Below are 18394 nucleotides of genomic sequence, written 5' to 3' on the forward strand. Positions count from 1 at the left end.
TTCGGCACGGCGGCGCGCGGTACATCCCGCGGGTCGGAAATCAGGCCGCGATCAAACCGTCGATCGGACTCACACCATAGGTGCGGCTGACGGCGATGACCCGTTTCCGCGATCGGCGAGTCGCTGCTCGGATGACGGGATACCCGCGCACCGCCACGGTCCGTCCGTGTGTCAGCGCAGCGCCTCGGCCGGGCGATGGCCGATGACCGCGACATCCTCGAGGGTCACCACCGGATCCCCGGAGTCGCGCTTGCCGGTGATCGTGATGGTCCCGGTGAACACGTCGCCCTGCACCACAGTGCGGCCCGTCGGTGCGGCGAGCTCCACCCGGGCGCCGTCGATGGTGTAGTAGTCGGTCGGCCCGCCGCTCACGAACGCCAGAGTCCACACCGCCACATCCGAATACACCAGCCCGTACACGGGATGCCGCTCCCCCGCGTGCTGTTCGGCATTGCGCAGCCGCAGATACAGGTCGTGGTCCGCCACCGGTTGCCCGCCCTCGGACCCGGTCACCGGAAGTGGCAGCGCCCCAGCGCTTCCCGTGCCGACCGCAGCGCTGCCCACGCCACAGCCGCCCGCCGCGACCACGAGTGCCGCGGCGCTGATCATCGTCCTCGCGACCATGACCTACCTCCGCTCATCTCGGTCACCCCGGGAATACCCAATCGACATCACCTCACCACCAACCATTTCCGCGCAGCACGCAAAAGACCCCGGCCCGCATCCGCGAGCCGGGGTCTCACCTGCACGAAGTCGTGTTCGCGCCGATCCTCACTGCGGCGGCGCATTCGGGTAATCGCCGATGGCACCGCCCACACCGCGCCGACCAGCGCACCGCCCCGGAAATCTCCACCCGCGGTTCAGGGAGTCGATCGGGATGCCGGTCAAGCGGTCGCGGGGCGCGTCCCTGCCGATGCTGATCGAGCCGGTTCGGAACCTCCTGACCGGCGGAAACAGGCTGGGCGACGGCCACCGAAAACCGTTGGCACAGAAGCGTGTCGGCTAGACCCGCTCCAGTACCGCCGAGGCCCCGATGCCGCCGGCGGCGCAGATGCCGAGCAGGGCGGTGGACTTGCCGGTCAGGGCGAGTTCGTTGGCCATGGTGGTGACCATGCGCGCGCCGGTCGCGCCGAAGGGGTGGCCGAGGGAGACCGAGCCGCCGTGCACATTGAGCTTGGCCGGATCGATCTCGCCCACCGCGGCGTCGCGGTCGAGGCGGGTCTTGGCCCATTCGTGGCTGGCCAGCGCCGAGACCACGGACAGGGTCTGGGCGGCGAAGGCCTCGTGGATATCGACGAAATCGATGTCCGCGAGCGACATTCCGGCCCGGTCGAGGGCTCGTGGCATGGAGACGGCCGGGCCGATCAGCACCTGGTCGCGCGGGTCGACGCTGACGAAGCTCCAGGAGCGGAAGGCGGCGAGGGGCTCGTAGCCGAGCGCGCGCGCCTTCTCCTCGCTCATCAGCAGCACCGCCGAGGCGCCGTCGGTGAGCGGGCTGGAATTGCCGGCGGTGACGGTGCCGTTCTCGGCGAAAACCGGTGCCAGCTTGGAGAGTTTGGCCAGGCTGGTGTCCGGCCGCACCAGTCCGTCTCGCGACACCGCGGTCCCGTCGGGCGTGTGGACCGGCACCACCTCGCGGTCGAAGCGGCCGGAGGCGATGGCCGCGGCGGCCCGGTGATGCGAGGTGGCGGCGAAGTGGTCTTGTGCGCCGCGCGAAATGCCGTGGATGCGCGCCATTTTCTCGGCCGACTCGCCCATGACCTCACCGGTGGTGCGCTCGGCGATCTGGGGCCGGCGCGGCATCAGGTCGAAGAACGGGGCCAATTGGGTTGCGGCGGTGAGGTAGTCCTTGGCCTTGGGCTTGCCCAGCGCCAGCGGCGCGGCGGCGTGCACCAGCTTCTGCGGCAGCTTGATCTCGGCATTGCTGGTGGAGTCGCTGCCGCCGGCGACCATGATGTCGTACTCGCCGCGTTCGATGGCGGCCGCCGCCGACACCACCGCCTGCAGCCCGGACGCACAGGCGCGCGTCACGGTGTAGCCCTCGCAGCCCGCGTCCAGTTCCAGATCGAGCGCGATCTCCCGCGCGATGTTCGGCGCGCCGCTGGGCAGGATCACCCCGCCCCACACGATGGCCTGGACGTCCTGCTTGGCCAGCCCGGTCCGTTCCAGCAGCCCGCGCACAGCGCTATCGGCGAGGTCGATGGAGTCCATCCGCGTGAATTCGCTGAATGCCCGCACGAACGGGGTCCGAGCCCCGGCGACGATGACAGCACGGCGAGCGCCCTTGGTAGCCATGGCACAGTTTTAACTGATACACGCCGTAACAGCAAGAGGCCCCCGGACACAACAGGCGACCGGGGTCCTGTTCGTGACCCCGGTCGAAAGGTGAATGTTCCCCAGCCGCTGGTTACGCGAGCCTGATGAGCCCGTAGTCGAAGGCGTGGCGGCGGTAGACGACCGACGGTCGGTCGGTCTCCTTGTCCTGGAACAGGAAGAAATCGTGGCCTACCAGCTCCATCTGGTAGAGGGCGTCGTCAACCGTCATGGGGATCGCGGAGTGCTGCTTGGTGCGCACCACATGGCCGGGGCCGGCGGCTTCGTCCATCTCGTCGGCCGCGTGATCGTGCGCGATGGATCCATTGGCGGAGAACAGGGATTCGTCGATGAGATCGGCGGTCGCCTCCGACACCGAGATCGGTGTCTTGTCCCCGTGGTGGACGCGACGACGGTCCTTGAGCCGGCGCAGCCGGCTCTCCAGCTTCTCGACCGCGAACTCGAGGGCCGCGTAGAAGCTGTCCGCGCGCGCTTCGGCGCGGACGACCGGGCCTTTGCCGCGGGCGGTGATCTCTATCCGCTGGCAGTTCTTGCGTTGACGACGGTTGCGTTCGTGGGTGAGTTCCACGTCGAAGAGGTAGATGGTGGGGTCGAACCGCTCGAGCCGAGAGAGCTTGTCCGCCACGTGAATTCGGAAATGGTCGGGCACTCCGCCCTCACCGAGGGTCCTGCCCTTGACCACGACATCCGCGATGGTGGCCCGAGTGGATGAATCGTCTGAGATGACCTCGTCATCGAGCAGCACCGTGGTGTCTGCGTTCTTCGCTGAGAGTCGTGAAGTAGTCGTCACGCGTACCTCCCGGATCTGGCCGCACAAGCCGCTCGTGCGGCGGGATTGAAACGTGTGCCGATCGATGAACTCGCTCGGCACATATGTCCGAGGCGCCACCTCCAAACTTGCGGTTCGGGTGTCTGATCGCCAACCTAGTGCGCCAGCGACCCGTCCGCCAGTGTTCACGCAAATTTCGGAGAATCAAGCCGCGCAAGTAACCAGCACGGCACGAACCGCCACTCTCGCAGCAGCCAGCGCACGCACCGATTCCCGCACCGTGACACCCGTGGTCAACACGTCATCGATCACCACCACCTCGGCATTTGCCGGAAACAGGGCACTCGGCGGGCGGGTGGTGGCTACTATGATCCGCCCGTGCAGATTGTGCTGGCGATCGCGGTGTCCCAGGCCCACCGAGTCGCGCACACCTGGCCGCATGCGCAACAGACGGACCAGTCGGCAACCGGGTAGCGAACTGGCCGCGACGTTCGCGGCACGCGCCACCGGATCTCCCCCGCGCCGCCGGGCGGCGGACCCGCGACTGGGCGCCGGCACCAGCACCAGCGGGCGGGCGGTGTCCCGCAAATGATCCAGCCCCCTGGCCAATCCGGCGCCGAGCGGCCGCGCGAGGTCCCGACGGCACTGCTCCTTGATCGCCAGCACGGCCCGCCGCGGCGGGCCCGCGTAGCCGGCCAGCGCCCAGCACGGCACCCCGGGATCGGCGCGCGGACGGATCCGGATGGGCGGACCCGACAGCGCGGCGGCGCAGTCCGCGCACCACCCCGTCCCGGCCCGCCCGCACCCACCGCAAGCGCGCGGCAGGATCAGATCCAGCAGTTCCCCCATGCCCCTCAGTGTGCGCCTAGCCGGGCAGCACCGGAACCGCGTTGGCCCCCAGACCCGGAACTTCGCGCCAGTAGTCCTCGCGCCCTTCGGGATTGCGGGTCAGCTCCAGCACCGCGCGGGAGTCGGCCACGTACTCCTGGTCCGGCGAGGCGCTCAGCACGCGGACCGGCGGGGTGAGGTTCTGGGAGGTCTGGGCGCGGAACTCGGAGCCGTCCACCAGTACCCCGGCCACCGGGTCCACATTGCCGTCGCGGCCCACCACGACCTTCTCGTCGCTGAGCCAGTCGATGGACACCGCGGGCGTGCTCAGCCCGATGGCCAGCGGCAGCGGCGAGGACAGCGAGAACTTCCCGTTCGGCTGCGGCACCACCACCGCTACATACACCTTGCCGTTGGCGATGAGGGCCGCCCGCGCCCCGGACGGCGAGATGCGCAGCTCGGTGATGGGCGCGCGCGGCGAGGTCGAATTGGCCGCCGCCGCGGTCAGTTCCGCGATGTCGACGTCCTGCACCGAGACATTGCCGGTGGTGCGGTCGTGCACTGCCCGGATCACCCGGTCGCCGTCCACCACCGACCAGGCCGAGCTGCCGTCGGCGGGCCAGGTGGGCCGGGTGAAGGTGCCGCCGGTGGCGACCGGGAAGCCCTGACCGTCATAGGTTCCGATGATCAGCGTGCGCTCGGGCTCGGGGTCCGGGCGGCCGGACTTGGCGACGGCGGCGACCAGCTGCCCGTCCGGCGACAGTCCCACCGACTGCAGGGTGTGGGTGGCGCCGAAGAAGCCCGGGGCAGCGGTGATTCCGTTGTCGGTGATCGCCACCAGCGACCCGTCGCGCACGGCGTGCATGCCGGCCCGGTTGCGGGCGATGGTGTCGGGGCTGCGGGCATCCACGTCGCCGCGCTGCCAGCCGCCGGCGTACTTGTCGTCGAGCGGCTTGCCGTCGGCGTTGAGCAGGTAGGGGCCGAGCACGTCGGCGCCGGAGAGGGTGAGCACGATCTGGGCGGCCATCACGTCGCGGGTGGGCGGATCGAGGGTGGTGGCGCCGGAGAAGTCGACGCTCAGCCCGCCGCCGCCGATGCCGACATTGTCGACATCGCCATTGGCCCTGGTGATCGGCCCGCGCAGCGTGACCGGCGCGCCCATGGGGTTGCGCACGGCGGGCGCGAGCGCGGACTGGGGTCCCTGCGCGAGCAGGCCGAGCAGCCGCTGCGCCAGCTGGTCCTTGCGGGCGGAGATCCAGCGCAGGTCGGGCACCATGGCCTGCCCGGCCAGGTTCGGGAAGAACAGCGAATAGCGATGGTAGGACTTGGCGAAGGCGGCCTGTTCGACGATCACGCCGGGCGGCAGATCCTTGATCCGCCACTCGCCGTCGATCTTCTCCATGTCGACCTTGGTCTCCAGGGTGCCGTCACCGGGCCGGTAGGAGCCGTCCGACGCCAGCTCGCCGATCTTGCGCGCCCGGATCACGTAGGTGGCGGAGTCGCCGTTGCGGGACTCCCGCAGCGTATTGGGCTGCGAGTCCACGATGCTGGTGGACGCCGCGTCGTCCCACTGCGCATTCGCCGCGGGCGAGAGGAACTGCCGGGCCGCCTGATGCCGGTCGGACGGATCGGCCGTGGCGGCCATGAAGTCCAGCAGCAGCTGCTCGGGTTCCCGCCCGGCGACGGGCGGCAGCGGCGAGGCGCTGGTGGGCTGGTGGTCCAGGCTGCCCAGCGCCTGCGGTGCCGAGGAGTCCGGCAGGCTCGCGCACGCGCTGACACTGAGCAGGCAGCCGAGCACCACCAGGGCCCGGCGCAGGCCCGCGGACGGCCTCCTCATGATTGGCCGTCCCCCTGGGCGGCCGACACCGAGCCGCCGGAGTTGTCACGGCCGGAACCGGTTCCGCCGGAACCGGCGGAATCATTGTCGGCGGCATGGTTTTCCCCGTTGGCGGTGGCCTCGGCGGTGCCGTTGTCGGCCCCACCGACAGTGCCGTTTGCGTGCCCAGCAGCGGTGCCGTTTTCGGACCCAGCGGCAGTGCCGTTTTCGGTCCCGGCGGTGGTTCCGTCACCAGTCCCGGTGGTGGAGGGGAATTCCGGGGCGATGGCCTCGAATCCCGGTTCCTCGTCCCCGATTTCCCCGGTCGGCGTTTCGGGGCCGGGTTCGGCCCCGACGTCGTCCGGGCCCGTGGTGCCCGGTTCCACTGCGCCGGGCCCGGATTCGAGCACCGTCGCGACGGAGGTGATGGCCGCCGGGCCGGCGTCCGAGCCCGCGATGTCCAGGGCCAGCTGCTCGGGTGAGACCGCGCCGCGAATCTTGGGCGGCTCCAACGAGAGTGGGCTGGTGCCGAGCTTGCGGCCGCGGACCAGTGGCAGGGTGAGCCGGAAGCTCGCGCCCACACCGATCTCGCCCCACGCCTCGAGCTTGCCCTCGTGCAGGTTGGCGTCCTCGACGCTGATGGACAGACCGAGGCCGGTGCCGCCGGAGCGGCGCATGCGTGAGGGGTCCGAGCGCCAGAAGCGGTTGAACACCAGCTTCTCCTCGCCCGGCCGCAGGCCCACGCCCTGGTCGCGCACCACGATGGCGACGGCATTGGCGTCCGCGTCGCCGCGCATGCGCATGAGCACGGGCTTGCCCTCGCTGTGGTCGATGGCATTGGCGAGCAGGTTGCGCAGCACGCGTTCGACGCGGCGCGGATCCACCTCGGCCACCAGCGGTTCCTCGGGCATGTCCACCACCAGTTCGACGCCGGACTCCTTGGCCAGGTGCCGCACCGTGGAGACCGCGGCCCGCGCGCACATGCGCACGTCCAGCGATTCCACCTGCAGCTCGGCCACGCCCGCGTCGTGGCGGCTGATCTCGAGCAGGTCGTTGAGCAGTCCCTCGAAGCGGTCGAGTTCGTTGACGAGCAGTTCGGCCGAGCGCGCCAGCGCCGGGTCCAGGTCGTCGCTGGATCCGTGGATGAGGTCGGCCGCCATGCGCACCGTGGTCAACGGCGTGCGCAGTTCGTGGCTGACGTCGGAGGTGAAGCGGCGCTGCAGATTTCCGAACTCCTCGAGTTGGGTGATCTGGTTGGACAGGCTCTCGGCCATCTCGTTGAACGACATGGCGAGCCGCGCCATGTCGTCCTCACCGCGCACCAGCATGCGCTCCTTGAGCCGTCCGTCGGCGAACCGACTCGCGATCCGCGCCGCGGATCTGATGGGCAGCACCACCTGTCGCGTCACCAGCGCCGTGATGGCGGCCAGCAGCACCAGCAGCACGATGCCACCGATGAGCATGGTCCCGCGCATGAGCGACAGACTTCGTTGCTCATTGGTGAGCGGGAAGATCAGATAGATCTCCAGCGAGTCGATATCGGCCGAGGGGCTGCCGATGATCAGCGCCGAGCCCTTGTACCCGTCCGGGCTGGAGACCGTGGCGAACTGATAGGAGACCTGCCGCTGCTTGACGAATTGGCGTAGCTCGGCGGGGATCTCCTGGATGGCGCCCGAGGTGATCTCCTGCCCGCTGCCGCCCGTCATGGCCAGGGCCGCCTCGTAACTGCCTGCGGCGCCGCCGGTCTGGGTCCCGCCGGCGCTGCTGAACAGCGCGCGGCGGGCATCGTCCAGGCGACTCTGCTGAGTACCCGAATCGTGCACACCGGTCAGTTGATTCTGAACGGTGTTGCGGGCGCGGCCCATTTCCTCGACAGCCGCGTTGATCTTCGCGTCCAACAACCGGTCGGTGATCTGACTCGTGAGCACGACGCCCAGAATCGTGATGACGATCAGCGACAGGGTGAGCGTGGACACGACAACACGCAACTGCAGCGAACGCCGCCAGACGTGGCCCAGTTGCTCGCCCAGATTGCGGAACCAGGCCACCGCTACCGCCAGCCACCGCTGAACGCGGTTTCTGGAGCCAGCGATCACGGCGGTCCGGCCTTGTAGCCCACACCTCGGACGGTCAGCACGATCTCGGGGTTCTCCGGATCCTTCTCCACCTTGGCGCGCAACCGCTGGACGTGCACGTTGACCAGGCGGGTGTCGGCGGCGTGCCGATAGCCCCAGACCTGTTCCAGCAGCACCTCACGGGTGAACACCTGGCGCGGCTTGCGGGCCAGCGCCACCAGCAGATCGAACTCCAGTGGAGTCAGCGAGATCTGCGCCCCGCCGCGAGTCACCTTGTGCGCGGGCACATCGATGACGATGTCGGCGATGGACAGCAGTTCCTGCGGCTCCTCCTCGGTGCGGCGCAGGCGGGCCCGCACCCGGGCCACGAGTTCTTTCGGCTTGAACGGCTTGACGATGTAGTCGTCCGCGCCACTTTCCAAACCCAGGACGACGTCGACCGTGTCGGTCTTCGCCGTCAGCATCACGATGGGCACTCCCGAATCGGCTCGCAGCACCCGGCACACGTCGATGCCGTTCATGCCGGGCAGCATGAGATCCAGCAACACGAGATCCGGACGCAGCTCCCGGACCGCGGTCAGCGCCTGCGTGCCGTCTCCGACGACGTGGGGGTCGAAACCCTCACCCCGCAAGACGATCGTGAGCATCTCCGCGAGAGCCATATCGTCGTCGACGACCAGAATCTTCGGCTTCATAACGTCTAGTTTGTCACCTCTCCGGCTCTGATTCGGCCGCCACGCCAACACTCGTGACCTGTCGGCGCACATCCAACCCTATCCAGCAATAATTTCCGCGAGGCGCGCGGCCAGTGTTGCCGGATCGTCACCGGTCCGATGCACCCACCACGGTCCGTGCCAGTTGATTTCGGCCAGCTCACGGTAGACAGTACCGGTGCGACGCTGCAGTCCCCCGTCTTTCTCGTAAGCGTCCAAAGCCCGTGCGGCATCGGCTTCGCCGCGCAGGCGCGCGCGTTCCTCGGCCACATCGACCGGAACATCCAGCAGAATCTGGACATCCGGGGCGGGCAATCCGAAGCGCTCGAACTCCAATTCCTCGATCCAGGCCACAATTTCGCCGTGCGCGTCCTGTTCCAGGCGGGCCGCGGAGTACGCGGCATTGGAGGCGACATAGCGGTCCAGTAGCACGATGTCGTTGTCCGCCAGCAGTTTCGAGAGCTCGTCGCGCGCGTCGGCGCGGTCGAGCGCGAACAGCAGCGCCATGGCATTCACAGACCGAGCGGTATCTCCATGACCGCCGCGCAGCGCCTCGGCGGCGAGGTCGGCATGCACGGAGACGCCGTAGCGCGGGAAGGCCAGGGTGGCGACGCGCAGCCCGCGGGCGCGCAGGACGGTGACAACGGCGTCGGTGAGCGTGCGTTTGCCCGCGCCGTCGAGCCCTTCCACCGGAACCAGTGCACCCATGCCGCGAGAGTACCGAATCGGCGGCGGTCCGCCCCGGCGGGATCCCGTTTGTTCGAAAGGCCCAGATTTTTGTAGCCATTTGATTGCTATAGTCCGGCAATGACTGCTGGACACGTGAGGTCAACGCAGCTCAATAGAGCTTTTGCGATCCTCGCGGTAGCGATTGCTGCTATCGGGCCGACGGCCTGCGGCAGCAACTCCGGCGGCACGAACCCGGTCGCCGTGGCCGATCCACTCCGCCCCTTCGATCTGCAGGCCCACCGCGGCGGCCGCGGCATGACCATCGAGGAGTCGCTGCCCGGCTTCGCCAAGGCCATCGAACTGGGCGTCACCACCCTGGAACTCGACATCGTGCTCACCGCCGACAAGACGCCGCTCATCTGGCACGACCCGGTCATCCAGGCCGAGAAGTGCGCCGACACCGCCCCGGCCTTCCCCGGCGATCCGCGGTTCCCCTACGTCGGCAAGCTGGTCCACGACCTGACCCACGACCAGGTCCACACCCTCGACTGCGGCAGGAAGCTCGCGGGATTCCCAGCAGCACAGGAGCTTCCGGGCAACAGAATCGCGACGCTGCCGGAACTGTTCGATCTGGTGAAGAGCCACCCGGGCGCGTTCGGCACCGTGCGCTACAACGTGGAGACCAAAATCGAGGCCGCCCACCCCGAACAGTCCGCCACCCCCAGGGAATTCGTCGACGTCATCCTGGGCGCCGTCGAACAGGCCGGGGCCATCGGCAAGGTCGAGATCCAGAGCTTCGACTGGAGCAGTCTGCCGCTGGTGAAGGCCCAGAACGCGAACATCCCCACGGTCGCGCTGTACGACGAGACCACCTTCGCACCGAACAGCCCGTGGCTGGGCCCGATTCGATACGAGGAACACGCCGGGGATCCGCTGGACGCGATCAAGGCCCTGGGCGCGGACATCTCCTCCCCTGCCTACGTCGACCCCTGGAACATCGACGCGAAGGTCGGCGACAAGTACTTCAAGCTCACCACGACCGCCGAGTACGTCCGCGAAGCGCACGGCTTCGGCATCCGAGTGATCCCCTGGACCGTGAACGACAAGGCCACCATCGGACTGGCGCTCGACCAGGGCGTGGACGGCCTGATCACCGACTATCCGAACCGCGCGCGCGACGTCATGCAGGAGAAGGGCTACCCCCTCCCGAGGTCCTTCCGCAAATAAGCCACGCAAATCCGAAACGCGCGCCCTTCAACTCTTGTAGGGTCCCGGGGCAACACTCCCCCTGCAAGGAGCGCAACCCTGATGAAGTCCCATCTCGCACACCACGGTCCGCGTGCCGCCCTGGCCGCCGTAGCGATCACCGCCGCCGCTCTTTCCGCGGCCGGTACCGCCACCGCCGCCCCCGTCACCCTCGAACCCGCCACCGCCGACCAGGCCGCCCCCGTGGCCGACTCCGGCTCGGCGTCCTCCCTGTCGAGCAACTCCGGCTCCAGCAATGTCGCCGGCACCGGCTCCAGCGCCAATGAACTCCTCAGCGCCGCCATCTGCACCATCCAGGGCGGCAAGTGGGTCCCCCTGATCGACATCTGCCTCAAGTAGCGGACGCACGGCGCCAACGAGATTCGGCCGGTCACCCTCTCGGGTGACCGGCCGAATCTTCATGCGCTACAGGCGGTTTCCGCTCAGTAGCGGTAGTGGTCCGGCTTGTACGGGCCCTCCACGTCCACGCCGATGTATTCGGCCTGGTCCTTGGTGAGCTTGGTCAGCGTGCCACCCAGCGCCTCCACGTGGATGCGGGCGACCTTCTCGTCGAGGTGCTTGGGCAGGCGGTAGACCTCGTTGTCGTACTCGTCGGGCTTGGTCCACAGCTCGATCTGCGCGATGACCTGGTTGGAGAAGCTGTTCGACATCACGAACGACGGGTGCCCGGTCGCGTTGCCCAGGTTCAGCAGGCGGCCCTCGGAGAGCACGATGATCGACTTGCCGGACTCCTTGAACGTCCACAGGTCGACCTGGGGCTTGATGTTGAGCCGGTCCGCGCCCGAACGCTCCAGGGCGGCCATGTCGATCTCGTTGTCGAAGTGGCCGATATTGCCCAGGATGGCCTGGTCCTTCATCGCCTTCATGTGGTCGAGCAGGATGATGTCCTTGTTGCCCGTGGAGGTGATGACGATGTCGGCCTCACCGATGGCCTGTTCCACGGTGACGACGTCGAAGCCGTCCATCAGCGCCTGCAGCGCGTTGATCGGGTCGATCTCGGTGACCTGCACGCGCGCGCCCTGCCCGGCCATCGACTCCGCGCAGCCCTTGCCGACATCGCCGTAGCCGCAGATCAGGACCTTCTTGCCGCCGATCAGCACGTCGGTGCCGCGGTTGATGCCGTCGATGAGGGAGTGGCGGGTGCCGTACTTGTTGTCGAACTTCGACTTGGTGACCGAGTCGTTGACATTGATCGCCGGGAACACCAGCTCACCCGCGGCCGCGAACTGGTACAGCCGCAGCACACCGGTGGTGGTCTCCTCGGTGACACCCTGCACGCTCTCGGCGATCTTGCCCCACTTGCCCTTGTCGGTCTCGAGGGTGGCGCGCAGCAGGTTCAGGAACACCTTGTATTCGGCGGAGTGGGTGTCGTCCTCGGGCGGGACCACGCCGGCCTTCTCGAACTGCGCGCCGCGCAGCACGAGCATGGTGGCGTCACCACCGTCGTCGAGGATCATGTTGGCTGGCTCGCCGGGCCAGGTCAGCATCTGATCGGCGGCCCACCAGTACTCCTCCAGGGTCTCGCCCTTCCAGGCGAAGACGGGAGTGCCCTTGGGCTCGTCGACGGTGCCGTGCGGGCCGACCACGACCGCGGCGGCCGCGTGGTCCTGGGTGGAGAAGATGTTGCAGGAGGCCCAGCGGACCTCGGCGCCGAGGGCGACCAGGGTCTCGATCAGCACCGCGGTCTGCACAGTCATGTGCAGCGAGCCGGAGATGCGGGCGCCCTGCAGCGGCTGCACGTCGTGGTACTCACGACGCAGCGCCATCAGGCCCGGCATCTCGTGCTCGGCCAGGCGAATCTCTTTGCGGCCGAACTCGGCCAGTGACAGGTCCGCCACCTTGTAGTCGATCCCATTGCGGACGTCAGGCGTCATCTTGCTGGACACTGCGGTCGTCATCTGCCTCTCCTGGTCGGCTGCTTCCCCCAAACCCTACGCGGCGGCTTGGTACTCGTACTCGGCGAGGATGCGCTCCCGCTTACGGGGTTGGATATTGGCCCGGCTCACGTCGCCCGCGTAGTGGGCGAGCAGGCGCGGATCCATGATGTGGCGCCACAGCGGCGGGACCAATGCCAGCAGGATCATGGTGGCGTACCCCGCTGGAAGCTGCGGCGCCTCCTCGGAGGTGCGCAGTGTCTGGTACCGCCGCCCCGGATTGGCATGGTGGTCGCTGTGCCGCTGCAGGTGGAACATGAAGATATTGGTGACCAGCCGGTCGCTGTTCCAGCTGTCGCTCGGCGAGCAGCGGGCCCAGTTGCCATTGGGCCGCTTGCGTCGCAGCAGGCCGTAATGCTCGACGTAGTTGACGGTTTCGAGCAGGCCCGCGCCGATCACCGCCTGCAGCAGCAGATACGGCAGCACCCGCCAGCCGTAGACCGCGAGCAACCCGCCGAACAGCACGACGGTCATAGCCCAGGCCTGCAGGATGTGGTTGTGGATACTGAACCAGCGGTGTCCTTTACGGCGCAGGCGCTCACCTTCGAGGTGGATTGCCGACCGGAAGCCACCGATCACGCTGCGGGGCAGGAACTCCCACAGCGACTCACCCATGCGGGCACTGGCCGGATCGTCGGGCGTCGCGACCCGGGCGTGGTGGCCCTTGTTGTGCTCGACGAAGAAGTGCCCGTAGGCCGACTGCGCCAGCGCCATTTTCGACAGCCAGCGCTCCAATCGCTCGACCCGGTGGCCGAGCTCGTGGGCGGCGTTGATGCCGATGCCGCTGACGAACCCGAGAGTGGCCGCCAGCCCGAGCTTGTCGACGACGGACAGAGCGTCGCCGGCCCACATGTAGGCGGCGATGATCAGGCCGACCACCTGGATCGGCAGGAACATATAGGTGCACCACCGGTAGTACCGGTCATTGGAGAGTAATTCGTAATCCTCGTCGCGCGGATTGGTGCCGTCTTCCCCGACGACCCAGTCCAGGAAGGGAATCGCGATCAGAATGATGATCGGTCCGATCCACCAGAACACCTCCAGCTTGGTGTGCAACACCAGCTGCGAGGGCAGTAACGCGCACCCGGGCGCGATCAACCCCAGCACCCACAGGTGTCGTTTCGGATCCGGCGAACCCAACCGTTTGCCGACCATTTGCACGTTTGCCCCGCTAATCAATACCTCGAAGAACTTCGCAGCTACATATCTTGAAACCTAGTCTCTGTTACAGCACCCGGCCGGACCGAAAGGTGGCCACCGTTACATCATGAGCAGTCGGTTCCGCCGCAACCGACCGCGTGGTTCCCGACACCGGGCCTCGAGCGCAAACCAGGAGCGAAACCGGGCTCAGCGAAACCACACATATCGAACCTGCGGGCGCCCGGTCCGACCGTAGTCGGTGCGCCGTTCCACCACGCCGTCTTCGGCCATCCGCTCCAGATACCGCCACGCCGTCACCCGGGACACCCCCACCGCGCGCCCCGCCTCGCCCGCGGAGAGCCCGTCCGGCGCGGCCCGCACTGCGCGCGACACCTCGTCCATCGTCTGCGGCGCAATGCCTTTCGGCGAGGTGGGTCGCTGATCCGGAGTGCGCAGCACACCGAAGGCGCGATCGATGTCCTGCTGCGACACCGCCGTCTCCCCGGCCGGCAGCGCCGCCCGGTATTCGACGTAGCGGTCCAGCTTCTCGCGGAAGGCGGCAAAGGTGAAGGGCTTCAGCAGATACAGCACCACGCCGTGCGAGACGGCCGAGCGCACCATGGCCAGATCCCGCGCCGAGGTGACGGCGATGACGTCGGGCCGCGGCCGCAGTCCCGCCAGCGCCGCGGCGACGGCGAGCCCGCTCATATCCGGCAACCCGATATCCATCAACACCAGATCAATGGGGACGCCCGAAGATTGTGACCTTTTCGCGATCGAGATGGCGTCGCGACCGGTGTGCGCCACCGCGACCACCGTGAAACCCGGCACCCGCTCCACGTAAGAGCGATGTGCCGCAGCGATTTTCGGCTCGTCCTCGACAATCAGCACGCGGATCGCCGATGCCGGCGCGGCGTTCATAGCGGAAACCTCACGATCACTGCGGATTCCGGTTCCCGCCGGGCCCGCAACTCGCCGGCGTGCCTGGCGACCAACCGGCGTACCAGCGCCAGACCCAGCCCGTGGTGGTCGGTCTTGGTGGAATAGCCGCGTTCGGTGGCACGGGTGAACAACTCCTCCGACATGCCCGGGCCGCTGTCGGCCACCCTGACGTACAGCTCCGGCTCGTCCCGCCGCACCGTCACCTCCACCCACGCGTCCTCGTCGTGCCCGACCGCGTCCAGGGCGTTGTCGATGAGATTGCCCAGCAGTGTGACCATCTCGTGCGGCGTCAGCGGGTCGGTGGTGTCGAGCAGCGTGTCGCCGGTGACGGTCAGCTCCACCCCGTTCTCGGCGGCCTGCTCCACCTTGCCCAGCAGCAGCGCCACCACCGCGGGTTCGGCCACCGCGCCGGTGAGCCGGTCGATGAGGGCCTGGGACAGTTCGAGTTCCGCGGTCGCGAAGTTCACCGCTTCTCGCGGGCGGCCCAGCTCCACCATGGTGACCACGGTGTGCAGCCGGTTGGCGGCTTCGTGCGCCTGGGCGCGCAGCGATTCGGCGAAGCCGCGCACCGAATCCAATTCGCCCAGCACATCCCGCAATTCGGTGTGGTCGCGCAGGGTGAGTACCGTGCCGATGCGGCGGCCGGCGTGCTCGACCACGTCCTGGTTGACGACCAGCACCCGGTCCGGGGTCACGTGCATCTCGTCACGGACCACGCCGGTTCCCAAGCGCTGCAGCGACACCGGCAGATCCGCGCGCGTGATCGGCCCGTCCGGCAGATCGAGCAGCAGCCGCGCCTGATCGTTGACCACCTCGGCGCGCTCATCGGATCTGTCGAACACCAGCAGCCCCTCGTGGATGGAGTGCAGCACCGCGTCGTGATGCTCGTACATGGCCCGCAGTTCGGCGGGCCCGAGGCCGTGCGTCTGCCGTAACAGCCTGCGCCGCAGCAACAGCGAACTCATCATGGCCAGCGCCAGGCCGCCCGCCGCGGCGGCCAGGATGAGCGGCAGCTGGGCGCGCACCTGTTCGCCGATGTGGGTGCGGGTGACGCCCGCCGACACCAGCGCGACGATGCGGCCGTCGGCATCGCGCACCGGGGTGACCGCGCGAATCGACGGGCCCAGCGTGCCGGTGAAGGTCTCGGTGAAGGTCTCCCCGGCCAGGGCGCGATCGATGTTGCCGCTGAAGGGTTTCCCGATCCGGTCGGTCTCGGTGTGGGTGTAGCGGGTCCGATCCGGGGCCATCACCACGATGAAGTCCATACCCGTCGCCTTGCGGATGGCCTCGGTCACCGGCTGCAGTGCGGCGGTCGGATTCGGGCTCTGCACCCCGGCCAGCGTCGAGGGCGACTGCGCCACCGCGATCGAGGTATCGATGACCTCCGCACGGGTGGCGTCGTCCTGCACCCGGCGGGTCTGCAGGAACGCCAGCATCGACGCGGCGCTGATCACCACCGCCAGCACCAGCACCTGCACCACGAACACCTGCCCGGCCAGCGTACGGCGGGCCCGGGTTCTTCGACGTCTCACGATTCCTCCGGGTACTTCATGAACATAATTTACGAAACAGTGACCCGCGTCACTCGACGGATCATGATTCTCTCCGAACACCCGCGTGGAGCAAACGTCATGCGGGCACTGACCCGGAGGCACCAGCGAGATGAGCGACACGACAACCCGGCAGCGCCGAGACCGTACCCACTGGCTCTATCTGGCCGTCATCGTGGCCGTCATCTCGGGCGTCCTGGTCGGCTGGCTGGCCCCGGGCGTCGGCAAGAGCGTCGGCGAGCTCGGCACGATCTTCGTGAACCTCATCAAGATGATGATCGCCCCGGTCATCTTCTGCACGATCGTGCTCGGCATCGGCTCGGTGCGGGCGGCCGCCAAGGTCGGCAAAGTCGGCGGCCTGGCCATCGGCTACTTCCTGATCATGTCCACGGTGGCGCTGGCCATCGGCCTGCTCGTCGGCAATCTGCTGCACCCGGGCTCGGGGCTGAACGTGGCCGCCCACGCGAAGGAGATCACCAAGTACGCCACAGACGCCAAGGCGGCCGGCGGCACCTGGCAGTTCCTCGAGGACATCGTGCCGACCACCCTGCTGTCGTCGCTCACCTCGGGCAAGGTGCTGCAGGCGCTGTTCGTGGCGCTGCTGGTGGGCTTCGGCATCCAGGCCATGGGCACCGCGGGCGAGCCGCTCCTGCGCGGGGTCGCGTCGGTGCAGAAGCTGGTGTTCCGGATTCTCACCATGATCCTGTGGCTGGCCCCGATCGGCGCGTTCGGCGCCATGGCGAATGTGGTGGCGCGCACCGGACTCGACGCGGTCAAGCAGCTGGCGCTGCTGATGGCGGCCTTCTATCTCACCTGCGTCGTGTTCATCTTCGGCGTGCTGGGCCTGCTGCTGCGGCTGGTGGCCGGGAACTCCATCTTCAAGCTGGTGCGCTACCTGGCGCGGGAGTACCTGCTGATCTTCGCCACCTCGTCCTCGGAGTCGGCGCTGCCGCGGCTCATCGCCAAGATGGAGCACGTCGGCGTGGACCGCACCACCGTGGGTGTGGTTGTCCCGACCGGGTATTCGTTCAACCTGGACGGCACCGCCATCTACCTGACCATGGCCACCCTGTTCGTGGCCGACGCCATGGGCAAGCCGCTGTCCTGGCACGAGCAGATCGGCCTGCTGCTGTTCATGATCGTGGCCTCCAAGGGCGCGGCGGGTGTCACCGGCGCGGGCCTGGCCACGCTGGCCGGCGGCCTGCAGAGCCATCGCCCGGAACTACTGGACGGCGTCGGCCTGATCGTCGGCATCGACCGGTTCATGTCGGAAGCCCGTGCGCTGACCAACTTCTCGGGCAATGCGGTCGCCACGCTGCTGATCGGGACCTGGACCAAGACCATCGACCCGGCCCGCGTCCGCGCGGTGCTGGATCGCGAGATCCCCTTCGACGAGCAGGCCATGGTGGAGGACCACCCGGCCCCCGCCGCCCCGGAAGCACCGGGCCCGCAAGAGAAAGACCTGGTTCCGGCCTGAACCCAACCCCCAGGCCGAACCCGGACCGTCGGCGTGTTCTCCCCCCGTACGCGCCGGCGGAACCCGCACCCTGCCCGCACGACCAGCCGCCTCCGGCTCGTGCGGGCAGGGTTTCCCTTTGTCTAGGCGCCGACCGTATCGAGGGCCAGGGTGGCGGCGATGGCATTGGCCAGCTCCGCGCCCTTCACCTCGAAATGCCGCGCGAAATAGGCCAGGTGCTCGCCGTGCTCGTGGAAGTGGTGCGGGGTCAGCACGGCCGAGAACACCGGCACATCGGTCTCGAGCTGCACCCGCATGAGCGCGTCGACGACGGTCGAGGCCACGAAGTCGTGCCGGTAGATGCCGCCGTCCACGACGAGCGCGCAGCCCGCGACCGCGGCGTAGGTACCGCGGGTGGCCAAACGCTTGGCCTGCAACGGGATTTCGAACGCACCGGGCACCTCGATCACGTCGACCTCGGTGTAGCCGCGCTCGAGCAGCCCGGCCCGGCAGGATGCGACGGCCTTGTCGACGATGTCGCTGTGCCAGCGCGCGGCGACGAGGGCGATGCGAGTGGAAGTGGGTGACATGGGGATTCCTCCTGTTCGCGATGTCACCCAGGGCAAGACGCGAACAGGCCCGTCCAGCGGTACGGACGTGCCGGTGCCGCGTTCTCTTTCATCCGGACTGTGACCGTCGGCTCCGGGATCACACCGGAATCTGCTCGACCCACACTGCCGATGAGAGACACTGTGGCGCTCGCGGGCTCGTGCACTCCGGATCGGCCCGGATGCCATTACCGCCGGTGGGGAATTCCACCCCGCCCTGAGAACGTGTACGTAGCGGACAGTAACACGGGGATTCCGGCATCCGGAACCCCGTGTACCGCACAGCGCGACAGC

General features: G+C 68.1%; 16 protein-coding genes and 1 riboswitch. Of the genes, 3 read left to right on the forward strand and 13 right to left on the reverse strand.

Going from position 1 to position 18394, the window contains the following annotated elements:
• Window positions 1-171: 171 nt before the first annotated feature.
• The 8 genes from ACFXN1_RS13220 to ACFXN1_RS13255 form a co-directional block, all read right to left on the reverse strand.
• Complete coding sequence (locus tag ACFXN1_RS13220) at window positions 172-624, reverse strand: hypothetical protein (RefSeq protein WP_379442015.1); 453 nt, start codon at window positions 622-624, stop codon at window positions 172-174.
• Between the two features lie 378 nt (window positions 625-1002).
• A complete protein-coding gene (locus ACFXN1_RS13225; RefSeq protein ID WP_379442014.1) occupies window positions 1003-2295 on the reverse strand; it encodes an acetyl-CoA C-acyltransferase in 1293 nt (430 codons plus the stop codon).
• A 112-nt stretch (window positions 2296-2407) separates the two neighbouring features.
• Window positions 2408-3124 carry a ribosome hibernation-promoting factor, HPF/YfiA family gene (gene hpf, locus ACFXN1_RS13230; protein ID WP_379379580.1) on the reverse strand — a complete coding sequence of 239 codons (717 nt, stop codon included), beginning with the start codon at window positions 3122-3124 and terminating at the stop codon, window positions 2408-2410.
• A gap of 183 nt (window positions 3125-3307) precedes the next feature.
• Window positions 3308-3952, reverse strand: a complete 645-nt coding sequence (locus ACFXN1_RS13235; RefSeq protein WP_379442013.1) for a ComF family protein — start codon at window positions 3950-3952, stop codon at window positions 3308-3310.
• Between the two features lie 16 nt (window positions 3953-3968).
• A complete protein-coding gene (lpqB, locus tag ACFXN1_RS13240) occupies window positions 3969-5768 on the reverse strand; it encodes an MtrAB system accessory lipoprotein LpqB (RefSeq protein WP_379442011.1) in 1800 nt (599 codons plus the stop codon).
• Window positions 5765-7843: an MtrAB system histidine kinase MtrB gene (gene mtrB / locus ACFXN1_RS13245; RefSeq protein ID WP_379442010.1), complete on the reverse strand. Its 2079-nt coding sequence runs from the start codon at window positions 7841-7843 to the stop codon at window positions 5765-5767. The genes lpqB and mtrB overlap by 4 nt, the downstream gene beginning before the upstream one ends.
• Complete coding sequence (gene mtrA / locus ACFXN1_RS13250) at window positions 7840-8517, reverse strand: MtrAB system response regulator MtrA (protein WP_033090495.1); 678 nt, start codon at window positions 8515-8517, stop codon at window positions 7840-7842. The genes mtrB and mtrA overlap by 4 nt, the downstream gene beginning before the upstream one ends.
• A 78-nt stretch (window positions 8518-8595) precedes the next feature.
• On the reverse strand, window positions 8596-9243 hold the full coding sequence (locus ACFXN1_RS13255; RefSeq protein WP_379394237.1) for a dTMP kinase: 648 nt from the start codon (window positions 9241-9243) through the stop codon (window positions 8596-8598).
• 99 nt (window positions 9244-9342) lie between these two features.
• On the opposite strand from ACFXN1_RS13255, the gene ACFXN1_RS13260 reads away from it, so the two are divergent.
• Together ACFXN1_RS13260 and ACFXN1_RS13265 are read left to right on the forward strand one after the other, a co-directional pair.
• The gene (locus ACFXN1_RS13260; protein WP_379442008.1) at window positions 9343-10431 is read left to right on the forward strand and encodes a glycerophosphodiester phosphodiesterase; all 1089 of its coding nucleotides are present in this window, start codon (window positions 9343-9345) and stop codon (window positions 10429-10431) included.
• Between the two features lie 81 nt (window positions 10432-10512).
• The gene (locus ACFXN1_RS13265) at window positions 10513-10809 is read left to right on the forward strand and encodes a hypothetical protein (protein ID WP_379394234.1); all 297 of its coding nucleotides are present in this window, start codon (window positions 10513-10515) and stop codon (window positions 10807-10809) included.
• Between the two features lie 83 nt (window positions 10810-10892).
• Here ACFXN1_RS13265 and ahcY read toward each other — a convergent pair whose 3' ends face one another.
• From ahcY to ACFXN1_RS13285, 4 genes are all read right to left on the reverse strand, one after another.
• Window positions 10893-12368, reverse strand: coding sequence for an adenosylhomocysteinase (gene ahcY / locus ACFXN1_RS13270; protein ID WP_379394232.1), 1476 nt, complete (start codon window positions 12366-12368; stop codon window positions 10893-10895).
• Window positions 12369-12401: 33 nt separating this feature from the next.
• Complete coding sequence (locus tag ACFXN1_RS13275) at window positions 12402-13559, reverse strand: alkane 1-monooxygenase (RefSeq protein ID WP_379444861.1); 1158 nt, start codon at window positions 13557-13559, stop codon at window positions 12402-12404.
• Between the two features lie 192 nt (window positions 13560-13751).
• Complete coding sequence (locus ACFXN1_RS13280; RefSeq protein ID WP_354833936.1) at window positions 13752-14465, reverse strand: response regulator; 714 nt, start codon at window positions 14463-14465, stop codon at window positions 13752-13754.
• Window positions 14462-16018, reverse strand: a complete 1557-nt coding sequence (locus ACFXN1_RS13285; RefSeq protein ID WP_379394228.1) for an ATP-binding protein — start codon at window positions 16016-16018, stop codon at window positions 14462-14464. The genes ACFXN1_RS13280 and ACFXN1_RS13285 overlap by 4 nt, the downstream gene beginning before the upstream one ends.
• Before the next feature lie 130 nt (window positions 16019-16148).
• On the opposite strand from ACFXN1_RS13285, the gene ACFXN1_RS13290 reads away from it, so the two are divergent.
• A complete protein-coding gene (locus ACFXN1_RS13290) occupies window positions 16149-17513 on the forward strand; it encodes a cation:dicarboxylate symporter family transporter (RefSeq protein ID WP_379444859.1) in 1365 nt (454 codons plus the stop codon).
• A gap of 122 nt (window positions 17514-17635) precedes the next feature.
• Here the strand turns inward: ACFXN1_RS13290 and ACFXN1_RS13295 are convergent, their stop codons facing one another.
• Window positions 17636-18082, reverse strand: a complete 447-nt coding sequence (locus ACFXN1_RS13295) for a 6,7-dimethyl-8-ribityllumazine synthase (RefSeq protein WP_379444858.1) — start codon at window positions 18080-18082, stop codon at window positions 17636-17638.
• A 76-nt stretch (window positions 18083-18158) separates the two neighbouring features.
• Window positions 18159-18329, reverse strand: a riboswitch (FMN riboswitch).
• Window positions 18330-18394: the final 65 nt, after the last annotated feature.

Source organism: Nocardia sp. NPDC059154 (assembly GCF_042755705.1).
GTDB lineage: Bacteria > Actinomycetota > Actinomycetes > Mycobacteriales > Mycobacteriaceae > Nocardia.

Coding starts and splice junctions, on each gene's coding strand:
- ACFXN1_RS13220 (WP_379442015.1), bottom strand. CDS start 624: ATGGTCGCGAGGACGATGATCAGCGCCGCGGCACTCGTGGTCGCGGCG.
- ACFXN1_RS13225 (WP_379442014.1), bottom strand. CDS start 2,295: ATGGCTACCAAGGGCGCTCGCCGTGCTGTCATCGTCGCCGGGGCTCGG.
- ACFXN1_RS13235 (WP_379442013.1), bottom strand. CDS start 3,952: ATGGGGGAACTGCTGGATCTGATCCTGCCGCGCGCTTGCGGTGGGTGC.
- lpqB (WP_379442011.1), bottom strand. CDS start 5,768: ATGAGGAGGCCGTCCGCGGGCCTGCGCCGGGCCCTGGTGGTGCTCGGC.
- mtrA (WP_033090495.1), bottom strand. CDS start 8,517: ATGAAGCCGAAGATTCTGGTCGTCGACGACGATATGGCTCTCGCGGAG.
- ACFXN1_RS13255 (WP_379394237.1), bottom strand. CDS start 9,243: ATGGGTGCACTGGTTCCGGTGGAAGGGCTCGACGGCGCGGGCAAACGC.
- ACFXN1_RS13260 (WP_379442008.1), top strand. CDS start 9,343: ATGACTGCTGGACACGTGAGGTCAACGCAGCTCAATAGAGCTTTTGCG.
- ACFXN1_RS13265 (WP_379394234.1), top strand. CDS start 10,513: ATGAAGTCCCATCTCGCACACCACGGTCCGCGTGCCGCCCTGGCCGCC.
- ahcY (WP_379394232.1), bottom strand. CDS start 12,368: ATGACGACCGCAGTGTCCAGCAAGATGACGCCTGACGTCCGCAATGGG.
- ACFXN1_RS13275 (WP_379444861.1), bottom strand. CDS start 13,559: ATGGTCGGCAAACGGTTGGGTTCGCCGGATCCGAAACGACACCTGTGG.
- ACFXN1_RS13280 (WP_354833936.1), bottom strand. CDS start 14,465: ATGAACGCCGCGCCGGCATCGGCGATCCGCGTGCTGATTGTCGAGGAC.
- ACFXN1_RS13290 (WP_379444859.1), top strand. CDS start 16,149: ATGAGCGACACGACAACCCGGCAGCGCCGAGACCGTACCCACTGGCTC.
- ACFXN1_RS13295 (WP_379444858.1), bottom strand. CDS start 18,082: ATGTCACCCACTTCCACTCGCATCGCCCTCGTCGCCGCGCGCTGGCAC.